The sequence below is a fragment of the Aeromonas sp. 602658 genome, from assembly GCF_049173005.1.
In the GTDB taxonomy this organism is placed as follows: Bacteria; Pseudomonadota; Gammaproteobacteria; order Enterobacterales; family Aeromonadaceae; genus Aeromonas; species Aeromonas veronii_A.
Map to the genome: position 1 here is coordinate 26,687 of NZ_JAAKRF010000001.1, position 14,028 is coordinate 40,714.

The following is a 14,028-nucleotide window of genomic DNA, read 5'->3' on the forward strand; positions in this document are numbered from 1 at the left end:
CACCCGTCACCAAAATAAATAGCCGCAGCCCGTAATAGCGGCTGCCAATAAGAAAAGCGGTGACGAAAATTGTCGCATGTTGCAATTCCAGAGTTGTTATTAACGAACGACAACAAAAAGTAACATCGTTATCGGGAGATATATTGGAATGGCGACTCATCATAGATGAGCTCAAATTTCATTACAATCCGATTTAATATATCTGATGGCCATATTTAACCGGATATTTCATCAGTTCTTGATCTCAATTAAGGCGCCCGAAAAGTGGGCCGCCGTCAACTGTCAGATCTGCCTCTCCTCTTCGCTGGCTGCGGGTTTCGAGATGGCGTTTGCTGCCCATCCATCGGCAATTTATGAGGTGATGATCCGGCTGTGGCAGCACTTCAGGCCACCGAAGATAAAGAGGGCCGACAAGCTCTGGAAGGCCATCAGCAGCCAGCTGGCGTTGTCGGCAAGCTCGGTGGTGACGCTCTGGTGAGTGAGGTAGATCAGCAGGGTGATCACCCCCAGCAGCAGGCCGTTGATCAAGGTGGTGGAGATAAACCCGATCAGCCAGGCACTGGAAATACTCAAGGCAGAAAATACGCTGCCCATGGCGAGCCGCGCTGCCATAAAACAGCCGAAAAAACCGAAGCCGAGCAGAAATATCATCTCGTCGCGCCAAATATAGCAACCTATTCCCAGCAATATCGCCGCCAGATAGGTGCCAATATAGAAAAGTCCGAATAAGCGACCAATTTCATGTTGCATCATTTACTCCCCTTTTTTTGGGTAATAAAAGGGTGCCCGACTCGATAAATCCGAGTCGGGTTCCCTTATTTGTGCAGAACCTCTTTTTAGGGCGATCAGCCTTTGGCTGCGCTGCGCAATTTCGCCTTGAGCGCGCTGTATTCAGTCTGGACGTACACTTCCGCCTCAGGCTGATTGTCGATGCGCTCGATCTTCACCGCGCAGTACTTGTACTCCGGCGTATGGGAGACGGGATCGACGTGCTCGATGGTGAGCTCGTTGCAGGCCCCGATCCACCACTGGTAGGTCATGTAGACCACCCCGGCGTTGACCCGGTCGTTGTAGTTGGCCCGGGTAATTACCTTGCCACGGCGCGACGAGATCCAGACCAGCGCCTGATCCTTCACCCCGAGCTTTTTGGCATCGCTCGGGTGGATCTGCACATAGCCCGGCTCATCGGCCAGGGTCTGCAGCGCCGAGCAGTTGCCGGTCATGGAGCGGCAGGAGTAGTGACCCACCTCGCGCACGGTGGAGAGCACCAGCGGGTACTCGGCACAGGGCTGCTCCAGCGGCGGCCGCCACTCGGAGGCGATCAGCTGACCCTTGCCGCTCGGGGTGGTGAACACGTTCCCCTCGAACAGAGTGCTGGTGCCCGGGTGATCCTCGGTCGGGCAAGGCCACTGCACACTCTTGAGATCGGCCATCTTGTCGTAGCTGACCCCGGCATAGAGCGGGCAAAGGGCGCGCATCTCGTCCCAGATCTCCTGGGTATTCTGGTACTCCATGGGATACCCCATGGCGGTGGCCATCAGCGAGAAGATTGCCCAGTCCGGTTTCACGTTCTCAGGGGGCGTTACCGCCTTGTAGAAACGCTGGAAGCCGCGATCTGCCGAGCTGTAGACCCCTTCGTGCTCGCCCCAGCTGGTGGCGGGCAGAATAACGTCGGCCATCTCGGCGGTCTGGGTCATGAAGATATCCTGCACGATCACCAGCTCCATCCCCGCCAGAGTGCGGCGGAACTGACCGAGATCTGCTTCGGTCTGGGCCGGATCTTCACCGAAGATGTAGAAGGCCTTGCACTTGCCCTCCTCCACCTTGTGGCCAAGCTCGGTCAGGCGATAGCCGGGCTTTTGGGAGAGCGACGCCACGCCCCACGCCTTGGCGAACTTGGCGCTGATCTCGGGATCGGCCACCGACTGATAACCCGGGAACTGATGCGGCAGCATCCCCATATCACAGGTGCCCTGCACGTTGTTCTGACCACGTACCGGCCCGCAACCGGTGCCACGACGACCGAAGTTGCCGGTCAGCAGCGCCAGACCCGCGAGCCCCTTGACCACGTCCACCGCCTGACCGTACTGGGTCACCCCCATGCCCCACAGGATCATGGAAGCAGGCGACTCGGCATAGGTGCGAATGGCGGCGCGGATATCCGCGGCTTTGAGGCCAGTGATCCCCTCGACATATTCCGGGGTGTACTTGGCCACCGTCGCCTTGAAGGTCTCGAACCCTTCGGTGTAGTTGGCGACAAAGGCCTTGTTGTAGAGCCCTTCGTTAATCAACACGTTGGCGAAGGCGTTAACCAGCGCCATGTTGGAACCGTTTTTGAGCGGCAGCCACTGATCGGCGATGCGGGCGGTCTCCACCATACGGGGATCACACACAATCACCTTGGCCCCGTTTGCCTTCGCCTTGAGGATATGGCGGGCGACGATGGGGTGAGAGTCAGCAGCGTTGTAACCAAACACCAGCAGGCACTTGGTCTCTTGAATTTCGGGAATGGCGTTGCTCATGGCGCCGTTGCCTACAGTTGTCTCCAGACCGGAGACTGAGGGTGCGTGTCACACCCTCGCGCAGTGGTCGACGTTGTTCGTCCCAATCACCGCACGGGCAAATTTCTGCATCACATAGTTGGCTTCATTGCCGGGGCCACGGGCAGAGCCGGTGGTCATGATGGCGTCCGGGCCATATTTCGCCTTGATGGCAGAGAGACGGCTGCTGGCGAACTCGATCGCTTCGTCCCAGGAGACGGCCTCGAACTTGCCACCGCGCTCGCGGCGGATCATCGGGCTCTTGAGACGGGGGGTCAGCAGGTTGGTGTCGTTCAAAAAATCCCAACCGTAATAGCCCTTGAGGCAGAGTTGCCCCTCGTTGGTCCGGCCGTTGGCGCCTTCGGCCCCCACCACCTTGTCGTTTTCAACCAGCAGGTTGATTTTGCAACCGGTGCCGCAATAGGGGCACACGGTAATGACTTTTTTCATGACTCACACTCTTGTTTGTTAACGAAAAACGGCTCGGCAAGCCCGCTCACACCCGCGCCGGCATCGCCAGCAGTGCTTCGGCACTGGCCAGCTGTTTCTGCCGGTTCAGGTTTTCAAGATGCTCCGGCGTGACCAGCCGCAGCGCCTGGGTCGGACACACCTCGACACAGGCCGGGCCCGCCTCGCGGTGACGGCAGAGATCGCACTTGAGCGCCTGCGCCTTGGTCTGCGGACGCTTGAAGAGCGAATCTGCAGCCGGGGGCACCTCTTTGAGCACCACCGCCATGGCGCCGTAAGGACAGGCCACCACGCAGGACTTGCAGCCGATGCAGCGCGCCTGCAACACCTTGACGCAACCATCCTCGCTGACGATGGCATTGTTCGGGCAGGCCATGGCGCACGGCTTGTCTTCACACTGGCGGCAGAGCACCGGCGTGGTCACCTTGCTGCCCACGATCACCTTCAGGCGCGGCTGAAAGTAGCTGTCCCTGGAGACCAGATGTCCATCCTCGATGGCAAGATGCAGGCCGCCCTCCCGCTCAAGGGTCCCGCTGCAAGACCCTGACTGGTGTGAAACGGCGCAGGCCACCTCACAGGTACGACACCCAATACAGAGACTGGGATCTGCAATCACGAAGCTGTTCATAGAGAGGGATCCTAAATGGTTCGTTACACCGGGCCGCCCGCCGACAGGCAAAGAGGCGGCCAGCCCCCCACAAAGCATTTATCAGACCAAAACGGGCCAAAGGTGCGATAAAAATTCACAAGCAACTGAAAATAAAGAAGTAATTAGAAAGAAAAACGTGCTATTTGCCACCCCTGACGAGGGTGACGACGGGGTGGGAAGTGTGATCGACATGACAAAAGTGACGAGCTCGACACTGGGTGACGGGGCCCTGCCCAATGGATAAACGGGAAATCATGGGGAAATAAGTCGCTATCGGTCAGAGGGAACCAAACCGTGCAACATAGTACATTCCGCAACAGGAGATAAAGCGGCAACCCCTTGTTTAACCCGGCTCTCGGCTGTGGAAGGTACGCAAAGCAAAGGGAGCAGAAAAGCCCTTCTACTAACAATTTTATTGAGCAAGATCGGGTTTCTAATGCCTCCCTCTTCTGTTTTTTAATCGACCAGATAGCATGTCCCAGATGGCAACCAGCTCCGTTTAGAGTCGTTCCTATGAAACGGGTAGTTTAAACAATGCAGATAAATAAAAGCAGACTGGAGGGTAGGAGTTTAGGAATAGCGACTTTTCCAATAAAATCGTGTTAATAATTATGGGTTATTTTATCTAGGCCTGACTAATTTTATAATAATATGTATTGATATACAGAAATTAGTCACATTGAACAACATGACTAGTACAGAGATTAGACCATGAATGAGAACTTAGAACTAAACAAGATAATATCAGATGCTTATGATGATGCACTGAAGAAAAGAGGAATTGCAAACATATTGATTGCAGGAAAAACTGGCGTAGGTAAAAGCACTCTTATAAATACTGTTTTTCAAGGTCGACTAGCATCGACTGGACAAGGAAAGCCCATTACACAATCAACTAAGAAAATAACAAAAGAGGGTGTACCAATATCCATTTATGATACAAAAGGGTTAGAAGTCAAAGACTATAAACCAATTCTTGACGAATTAATGGGGTTTATAAAAATAAACAACGGACATACCGATCATCAGCAACATATTCATGCTGCATGGATTTGTATCGCCGAAGGTGCGCGACGCATTGAAGAGGCAGAAATATCTTTAGCAAGAAATCTTTCGGAGTTAATGCCTGTTATTATAGTAATAACAACAGCATCATCGGATCAAGGTTTTAAAAGCATTGTTGAAGATTTATTCCCATTTGCGAAAAATGTAGTCAGAGTAAACTCGGTTGCATTGACTCTTGATGGAGGATATACAATACCTGTTCATGGACTTGAAGATCTTATAGATATAACGATGGAGGTGATACCAGAAGGCCAAAAAAAAGCTTTTGCAGCATCCCAGCAAATTAAACTGGAACATAAGCTCAATCAATCTCATAAAATTGTTGCAGCTGCCGCAACATCTGCAGCGGGCATTGCAGCTATTCCTATTCCATTTTCCGATGCTGTTGGCATTGTTCCGATTCAAATAGGAATGCTCGCAGGTATCAGCCTCGCTTTTGGATTAGATACAAACAAGGCATTTTTAGGTTCATTAGTAAGTGGTACATTTACTGCGGTTGCTGGTAGTCTCGGCGGCAGGGCCGCTGTAGGTGCATTGTTAAAGTTTTTCCCAGGACTAGGAAGTACTGCCGGCGCTGCGATTTCAGCCACCGTAGCTGCAACGGTCACAACAACATTTGGTGAAGCCTATATTGCGACCCTGTATACACTTTTAAAAAATGACCCGGACAAAAAGCTGACTGGGGAAGATGTTGCAAAAGCATTTAAGGAAAAGTTAAAGCAATAGTCTAATAGTTATTTAAAGGGTAGGTCTGCCTATGATAAATATATATTTATTAATAGCGAGATAACACAACCTTAGCATATAGAGAACATCCTATTGAGTTCCAGTAGCCCTCGCGATTTATCACGAGGGCTACTTTATACTAAGCCTTCTGCCCCTCAACTGAGTACCTATTAAAGATATCGTGAAAACCTCAATAAGGAATCAGCACCGTAGAGTGCAATAAGCACAGCTAATTGTGCCTCTTGCATTTTAATTAATGGTGCAATTCACTTCGTTCATTGCACCCTACTTGCTACTTGCTTGCTGTTTCTTGACAAATACAGACTCCATTGCTACCCAACCCCCTCCCCCTTGTCATACTGACAGCAATTAATTAGTCACCATTTTATCTTCTTTTTTTCACTCAACCCGGTAAAAAATAGTGGCCAAACCACTTCCCCAGATAAAACAAACGGTTGCCCGCAGAGCGCATGAATATTTCAATCAATGGCCAATTAACAACCTTACTCAAAAGGACGTTTTGATTATTTATACCTAAGCATGAACCCGCAGAGTGTGTGTCATTATAAGCTTAATGACAGATGAACAGACTGTGTTCCATGACAAGCAGATCACTATTCCGTTAGCGCCCTTTCCCATCGCAATCCATTAATTCTCTCCCGATTAAATATCACGACTTTCCTGGTAGGTCGGGCAACTGTGCGTTGGCAAACGTGTAAACATCAAACTGACAAGATGAACTCATGAACTGTGATAAACAACAAGCCACTCCCGGCGTTATGCTGGCGGCGATTGGCGTAGTCTATGGCGATATCGGCACCAGCCCGCTCTATACCTTGCGCGAGTGCCTGTCAGGTCAATTCGGGTTCGGCGTCGAGCCGGCCTCCATTCTCGGCTTTCTCTCGCTGATCTTCTGGCTGCTGATCCTGGTGGTGTCGGTCAAGTACCTCTCCTTTGTGATGCGGGCCGACAACGCCGGCGAGGGTGGCATTCTCACCCTGATGTCGCTGGCGACCCGCAACGCCTCCACCCGCTGGACGCCGCTGCTGATCATCCTCGGCCTGATTGGCGGCAGCTTCTTCTATGGCGAGGTGGTGATCACCCCGGCGATGTCGGTGATGTCGGCCATCGAGGGTCTGAGCATTCTCACCCCCGCCCTCGACCCCTATATCGTCACCCTCTCGGTGCTGGTGCTGACCCTGCTGTTCGCCATCCAGAAACATGGCACAGCCATGGTGGGCAAGCTGTTTGCCCCCATCATGCTGATCTGGTTTATGACGCTGGCGGTGCTGGGGCTGCGCGGCATCATCCACAACCCCGAGGTGCTGGGTGCGCTCAACCCCATCTGGGCGGTGCGCTTCTTTATCCAGTACCAGACCACCTCCTTCTTTGCCCTCGGCGCCGTGGTGCTGGCCATCACCGGGGTGGAGGCGCTCTACGCGGATATGGGCCACTTTGGCAAAAATCCAATTCGCCTCGCCTGGTTTATCGTGGTGCTGCCCTCGCTGGTGCTCAACTACTTCGGTCAGGGGGCGCTGCTGCTGAGTAACCCCGCCGCCATTGCCAACCCCTTCTTCCTGCTCGCGCCGAAGTGGGCGCTGGTGCCGCTGCTGCTCTTGGCAACCATGGCGACGGTGATCGCCTCGCAAGCGGTGATCTCCGGGGTCTTTTCGCTGACCCGGCAAGCGGTGCGCCTCGGTTATCTCTCCCCCATTCGCATCGTTCACACCTCCGAGCAGGAGTCCGGCCAGATCTATATTCCGGTCATCAACTGGATGCTCTATATCTCGGTGGTAATCGTCATCATGAGCTTCGAGCACTCCAGCAATCTGGCGGCGGCCTACGGCATCGCGGTGACCGGCACCATGGTGCTCACCTCCATCCTCTCCTGCTCGGTGGCCAAGAACAGCTGGCACTGGAACAAGTATCTGGTGGCCATCCTGTTTGCCGCGCTGCTCTGTATCGACGTGCCGCTGTTTGCCGCCAACCTCGCCAAGATCTTCTCCGGCGGCTGGCTGCCGCTCACCCTGGGCGCGGTGATGTTCACCGTGATGACCAGCTGGAAGAGCGAGCGTTTCCAGCTTATTCGCCGCCTGAACGAGCACGGCAACTCCCTTGAGCCGATGATCGCCTCGCTGGAGAAATCCCCGCCGACCCGGGTGGCCGGCACTGCGGTCTATATGTCGCGGGTGGTCAATGTGATCCCCCATGCGCTGCTGCACAACCTCAAGCACAACAAGGTGCTGCACGAGCGGATCATCCTGCTCACCCTGCGGGTGGAGGATGTGCCCTACGTCCACAATGTGCGCCGGGTCTGCATCGAGCAGCTCTCCCCCACCTTCTGGCGGGTGGTGGCAAGCTACGGCTGGCGCGAGACCCCGAACGTGGAGGAGATCTTCCACCGCTGTAACGCCGAGGGGCTCAGTTGCCGGATGATGGAGACCTCGTTCTTTATGGCCCACGAGTCGCTCATCATGAAAGACCGCCCCTGGTATCTCTATCTGCGCGGCAAGCTCTTTATGCTGCTGCAGCGCAACGCCCTGCGCGCCCCGGATCAGTTCGAGATACCGCCCAACCGGGTTATCGAGCTGGGTTCGCAGGTGGATATCTGATGGCCTCTTAATGGCATTGAAAACGTCAGCAAATAGAGAGGGAGGCATTGGCCTCCCTCTGTTGTTTCCGTTACACCCGATTACCTCCCCCCTCATCCCCAGCCCTTCTCCCGCAAGGGGAGAAGGGAGAACACCACGGCGACCATATGCTGCCAACGGTGCAAGTCGCTTCGTTCTTTGCACCCTGCTCCCTGCATGCTGCCGATATATTTGCGTTCTCGTGCGTCCGATTACGCTTCGCTAATCGAACCTACGGTCTCAAAACAGGCGGCCTCTATCCGAACAGACCTCCGCCGTAGGGGGCAACAAGCGCAGCGCCGTGCACCGCGACCATATGGCTGACCTCCCCCCTCATCCCCAGCCCTTCTCCCGCGAGGGGAGAAGGGAGCAAACCACGGCGACCATATGTTGCCAACGGTGCAATTCACTGCGTTCTTTGCACCCTACTTATGCTGCGTTTTCCAAGGTGACGAACCCTCCCGGCGGCTTCGTCACAAGTGACGAACGTCACAGTTCGACAGCCACATCAGCGCGTTCACTCAACTACGCGAGGATTTTTATTTATTTAAAAACAGCCACTTAAAACCAATTTCGCTGCAAAAACCATTCTGGCCCGTATCTTGCCAACCTGCCCCTACTTTCTCCGTTCGCGACACGACAAGGTAGGCTATGAACCGCTTCGTTATCGCTGACCCCAAGCTTTGTATCGGCTGTGGCACCTGTATGGCGGCCTGCAGTGAAGTACACAAGGCGCAAGGTTTGCAGCAAGCCCCCCGTTTAACCGTTATGCGACACGAGCAGGCGACCATGCCGGTTCAGTGCCGTCACTGTGACGATGCCCCCTGCATCAAGGTGTGCCCAGTCGAGGCAATTCGCCAGACCGGCGATTGCGTGCAACTCAACGAGTCGCTCTGCATCGGCTGCAATCTCTGCGCCGTGGCCTGCCCCTTTGGCGCCATCCAGAGCGGCGGCAGCCGTCCGGTGGCCATGGCCACCAGTTACGACACCTATATCCCCTGCTCCATCCGCTCCAGCAACCCCTCCACCTCTGCCGGCCTGCGCTGCTTTGGCGAGGATCTGCTGAGCTGGGAGCCGGGGGTGCGCAGCATCGCGGTCAAGTGCGACCTGTGCGAGTTTCGCGCCGACGGCCCGGCCTGTGTCGGTGCCTGCCCCTCCCAAGCACTGAGGCTGGTCAATGACGGCGACACCGAACGCGCCGCCCGTATCCGTCGCCAGCAAGCGGCCGACACCAACCCGCAAGGGGCCTCCGCCTTTTCGGCGCCCGCCACGGCGCTCCCTGCATCCGATTTATCCACCACAGAGGGAGTTCGCTGATGTTGTCCCCCCTTGTTATGGCCACGCTCCTGCTCTTTTTGCTGGGCGCTGCCGCCGGTTTGCTCCTGCAAAAGCTGCCCGCACTGGCCAACCGCCTCAATAGCGGCTTTGCCCTGCTGGGGTCACTCGCGGGTCTGGTCGCCGCCATCCAGATCTTTGCTCAAGGCGCCCCCGTCGACGGCCAACTCTGGCTGCTGGGCTCAGTGCATCTGGATATGCTCTCCGCGCTGATGCTGCTGGTGATTAGCACCGTCGGCGTTGCCGTCGCCCTCTACTCCTTTGCCTATATCCGCGAATATCAGGGCAAGGGGGATGTGGCCATCGGCGCGCTGATGAACCTCTTCCTCTTTGCCATGGTGGGCATGGTACTGGCCGACAATGCGCTCGGTTTCTTGCTCTGCTACGAGCTGGTGACCCTCACCACCTACTGGCTGGTCAAGACCAACCCCGAGGCCGCCAAACAGAGCCGTCTCTATCTGGTGATGAACCATATCGGCATGGCACTGGTGCTGATCGCCTTCTGGCTGCTCTGCCGCGAAAGCGGCTCGCTGGAGTTCGCCGCGCTGCGCGAGCACCATCTGGCGGGCGGATTGGCCTCCCTGGTGTTCCTGCTCAGCTTCTGCGGCTTTGGCCTGCGCGCCGGTTTCGTGCCGCTGCACGGCTGGCTGCCGGTGGCCGAGCCCGTTGCGCCGTCCCATATTTCTGCGCTGATGTCTGGCGTCATGGTAAAACTGGGTCTCTTTGGCATCTTGCGGGTCAGCATCGATTTTCTCGGCGCCAGCCAGCTCTGGTGGGGCTATGTAGTGCTGATCTTCGGCGCCTGCTCGGCAGTGCTCGGGGTGCTGTTTGCGCTGGCCGAGCACGATCTCAAGCGGCTGCTCGCCTACCACACGGTGGAGAACATCGGCATCATCCTGATGGGGATGGGGATCGGCATGATCGGCATCGCCAACCAGCAACCGGCGCTGGTGGTGCTGGGGCTGCTCGGTGCGCTTTATCACCTGCTCAACCACGCCATCTTCAAGAGCCTGCTCTTTATGGGTACCGGCTCTGTGATGTTCCGCCTGCACACCCGCGACATGGACAAGATGGGGGGGCTGGCCAAACTGATGCCCTGGACCGCGCTGGCGTTCCTCATCGGTGCCATGGCCATCTCGGCGCTGCCGCCGCTGAACGGCTTTGTCAGCGAGTGGTTTATCTACCAATCCCTGCTCTCCATGACCAAACTCGGCACCTCTGTCGTCGCCCCGCTCGCGGTAGTGATGCTGGCGGTGACCGGCGCCATGGCGGTGATGTGTTTCGTCAAGGTCTACGGCATCTGCTTCTGCGGCGCACCGCGCAGCGAGAAAGCGAGCCACGCCCGCGAAGTGCCGGGCGCCATGGTGGCAGGCACCCTGCTGCTGGCTGCGGTCTGTCTGGTGCTGGGTCTGGGCGCCCCCTGGATTGCCCCCCATATCGCCAGCTATGGCCAAGCCTTGGTAAGCGACCAAATGAACGTGGCCACCGGCGCCACCCTGCTGCCGCTGGATAGCAGCCAGGCGATCCTCTCCCCACCCGTTATCGCCATCACCTTGCTGGGGCTGTTCCTCATCCCGCTGCTGGTACTGGCCATCTTCAAGGGGCCCAAGCTAGGTCGTCGTCACGCTGGCACCCCGTGGGCTTGTGGTTACGCCTACGAGGAGCGCATGAGCCTCACCTCTGGCGGTGTCACCCACACCTTGCGCCAACTCTGCGCGCCGCTCTATCGCAAGCAGCCGCAGCTCGATCTGGCCAGCGCCCTGCACGGGGTGAGCGATACCAGCGGGACGACCGGCTGGTTGCTGCATGGCGTTGTGCTGGCGCTCTTTATCCTGATGGCAGTAGGAGTCTGATATGCCTGTTCTTGAAATGCCGAGCTGGGGCATGGTTGCCCTCGCCCTGACCCAGGCCATCGCCATGCTGGCGCTGGCGCCGCTCGCCACCGGTTTCAACCGGGTGCTGCGAGCCAAGATGCACTCCCGTCAGGGGCCGGGCCTGCTGCAGGATTACCGGGATATCGCCAAGCTCCTGCGCCGTCAGGAGGTGACCCCCGAGCCTGCCGGCATCATCTTCAACCTGATGCCTGCGCTGCTCATCGCCGCCCTCTTGCTGGTGGGGATGGCGCTGCCGACCCTGACTCACGAGTCTCCCTTCCCCATCGCCGGGGATCTCATCACCGACATCTATCTGTTCGCCATCTTCCGCTTCTTCTTTTCGCTGGCGGGGCTCGACAGCGGCAGCATGTTTGCAGGGATCGGCGCCCGCCGCGAACTGACCCTCGGCATTCTGGTGGAGCCCATTCTGGTGCTCGCCTGCTTCATCATGGCGATGATGGTGGGCAGCTCGGATCTGGGCAATATCAGCAGCTATGTAGCGACCCAGCCGCTGGCCGCGCCCATCGCCACCCTCTTGGCGGGTGCCGCCTGCGCCTTCGCGGTGTTTGTCGAGATGGGCAAGCTGCCCTTTGACTGCGCCGAAGCCGAGCAGGAGCTGCAAGAGGGGCCGCTCACCGAGTATTCCGGTGCGGGCCTCGCCCTGCTCAAGCTCTCCATCGGCCTCAAGCAGCTGGTAGTGGTGCAGCTCTTTCTGGTGATTTTCCTCCCCTTCGGCAAGGCGGCCAACTGGAGTCTGCCTGCGCTCATCGGCGCGGCACTGATCCTCGCCTGCAAGCTGCTGGTGGCCTTTTTACTGGCTGGCATCATCGAAAACGCCATGGCCCGTACCCAGTTCGTGCGCACCCACAAGCTCACCCGCTACGGGTTGGGGCTAGCCCTGCTGGCGCTGCTCGCCTATCTGGTCGGGATCTGAATCATGCCCGCCAGCACAGCAACTTTTTCCGATTTCATCATTTGTGAATGCTCATTCCCGAACATTAAAGTGAGAACTGCATGACCATCGCCATTTCGGATCGCATCGGCTGCGACTACATCCAGCAGGTGCGAGCACAACTGCCCCACGCCATCGTCGACGAGGAGTGGCAAACCGCCGATCAGGCCACCATCACCGTCAAGCCCACCAGTCTGGTCGAAACCGCCAGCCTGATCTTCCACCAGCTGGGGGGCTGGCTTCCGCTCTCCTTTGCCAATGACGAGCGCAGCCTCAACGGCCACTTCGCCGTCTACCACGTCTTCTCCATGGAGGGCGACACCAAGTGCTGGATCACCGTCAAGGTGCTGGTGGATGCCGATACCCAGGAGTACCCCTCCATCACCCCGACCATTCCGGCGGCGGTGTGGGGCGAGCGGGAGATCCGCGACATGTACGGCCTGCGCGCCATCGGTCTGCCGGACGAACGCCGTCTGGTACTGCCGGACGACTGGCCGGAGGATATCCATCCCCTGCGCAAAGACGCCATGGATTACCGCCAGCGCCCGATGCCCACCACCGACACCGAGATCTACCCCTTCGTCAACGAGCTGGGCAGTGATGCCAACCGCATCGTGCCGGTCGGCCCGCTGCACATCACCTCGGACGAACCGGGCCACTTTCGTCTGTTCGTCGATGGCGAAGACATCATCGATGCCGACTACCGCCTCTTCTATGTCCATCGCGGCATGGAGAAGCTGGCGGAAACCCGGATGGGCTATAACGAAGTGGCGTTTCTGACCGACCGGGTCTGCGGCATCTGCGGCTTTACCCACAGCGTCGCCTACACCACCTCGGTGGAGAACGCCATGGGTATTCCGGTACCCGAGCGGGCCAAGATGATCCGCGCCGTGCTGCTGGAGGTGGAGCGCCTGCACAGCCATATCCTCAACATCGGCCTGTCGAGCCACTTCACCGGTTTTGACACCGGCTTCATGCAGTTCTTCCGGGTGCGGGAGAAATCCATGACCCTGGCCGAGCTGCTGACCGGCGCACGCAAGACCTACGGCCTCAACCTGATTGGCGGGGTGCGCCGCGACATCTTCAAGGAAGATCGCATCAAGGGTGCCCAGCTGGTACGGGAGCTGCGTGATGAGCTCAAACCCCTGGTGGCCATGCTGCTGGATACCGCCAACATCTCTTCCCGCCTCATCGGTATCGGCAAGCTCGAGCCGCAAATTGCCCGCGATTTCAGCTGCGTCGGTCCCATGGTGCGGGCGAGCGGCTTCAAGCGTGACGTGCGCCGGGTCCACGACTTTGCCGGCTACCGCGAGCTGCCGATGGAGATCCAGACCAAGGCGGGTTGCGACGTGCAATCCCGGGTGCTGGTGCGCATCCACGAGCTCTACGACTCCCTCGACATGATTGAGTTTGGTCTTGAGCACCTGCCGGAAGGGCCACTTTTGACCGAAGGGTTCACCTACCAGCCGGGCAAGTTTGCGCTGGGCTTTACCGAGGCGCCCCGCGGCGAGAACGTCCACTGGAGCATGACCGGGGACAACCAGAAGCTGTTCCGCTGGCGCTGCCGCGCCGCCACCTACGCCAACTGGCCTGCCCTGCGTTACATGCTGCGCGGCAATACCGTGGCGGATGCGCCGCTCATCATCGGCAGTCTGGATCCCTGCTACTCCTGTACCGACCGGGTCACCCTGGTCGACCCCAAGAAGGGCAAATCCACCGTGGTCTCCTACAAGGAGATCGAGCGCTACGGCATCGATCGCAAAAACTCTCCGCTGAAATAAGGGGTCAT

At 57.5% G+C, this 14,028-nt stretch carries 9 protein-coding genes; 6 read left to right on the top strand and 3 right to left on the bottom strand.

The features are described 5' to 3' along the window. Positions 1-351: 351 nt before the first annotated feature. The 3 genes from G5253_RS00120 to G5253_RS00130 all read right to left on the bottom strand — a co-directional run bounded on the left by G5253_RS00120 (position 352) and on the right by G5253_RS00130 (position 3,636). Positions 352-750 carry a hypothetical protein gene (locus tag G5253_RS00120; protein WP_139441460.1) on the bottom strand — a complete coding sequence of 133 codons (399 nt, stop codon included), beginning with the start codon at positions 748-750 and terminating at the stop codon, positions 352-354. Positions 751-845: 95 nt separating this feature from the next. After that, positions 846-2,990 carry a formate dehydrogenase subunit alpha gene (fdhF, locus tag G5253_RS00125; protein ID WP_266133976.1) on the bottom strand — a complete coding sequence of 715 codons (2,145 nt, stop codon included), beginning with the start codon at positions 2,988-2,990 and terminating at the stop codon, positions 846-848. A 46-nt stretch (positions 2,991-3,036) separates the two neighbouring features. After that, entirely contained in the window at positions 3,037-3,636 is a 600-nt protein-coding gene (locus G5253_RS00130) for a 4Fe-4S dicluster domain-containing protein (protein ID WP_266133975.1), read from the bottom strand. A gap of 732 nt (positions 3,637-4,368) precedes the next feature. Between G5253_RS00130 and G5253_RS00135 the strand changes: the two genes are divergently transcribed. The 6 genes from G5253_RS00135 (at position 4,369) to G5253_RS00160 (ending at position 14,020) form a co-directional block, all read left to right on the top strand. Beyond that, the gene (locus tag G5253_RS00135) at positions 4,369-5,448 is read left to right on the top strand and encodes a YcjF family protein (RefSeq protein WP_247822865.1); all 1,080 of its coding nucleotides are present in this window, start codon (positions 4,369-4,371) and stop codon (positions 5,446-5,448) included. Between the two features lie 743 nt (positions 5,449-6,191). Further along, positions 6,192-8,060 (top strand): low affinity potassium transporter Kup, encoded by a 1,869-nt coding sequence (kup, locus tag G5253_RS00140; RefSeq protein WP_088869065.1) that lies wholly within the window; start codon positions 6,192-6,194, stop codon positions 8,058-8,060. Between the two features lie 669 nt (positions 8,061-8,729). After that, positions 8,730-9,395: a 4Fe-4S dicluster domain-containing protein gene (locus G5253_RS00145; RefSeq protein ID WP_266133974.1), complete on the top strand. Its 666-nt coding sequence runs from the start codon at positions 8,730-8,732 to the stop codon at positions 9,393-9,395. Next, positions 9,395-11,266 (top strand): hydrogenase 4 subunit B, encoded by a 1,872-nt coding sequence (hyfB, locus tag G5253_RS00150; protein WP_266133973.1) that lies wholly within the window; start codon positions 9,395-9,397, stop codon positions 11,264-11,266. The genes G5253_RS00145 and hyfB overlap by 1 nt, the downstream gene beginning before the upstream one ends. Before the next feature lies 1 nt (position 11,267). Beyond that, complete coding sequence (locus G5253_RS00155; RefSeq protein WP_017408180.1) at positions 11,268-12,221, top strand: respiratory chain complex I subunit 1 family protein; 954 nt, start codon at positions 11,268-11,270, stop codon at positions 12,219-12,221. Positions 12,222-12,301: 80 nt separating this feature from the next. Then, positions 12,302-14,020 (top strand): NADH-quinone oxidoreductase subunit C, encoded by a 1,719-nt coding sequence (locus G5253_RS00160; RefSeq protein ID WP_266133972.1) that lies wholly within the window; start codon positions 12,302-12,304, stop codon positions 14,018-14,020. Positions 14,021-14,028 lie beyond the last annotated feature (8 nt).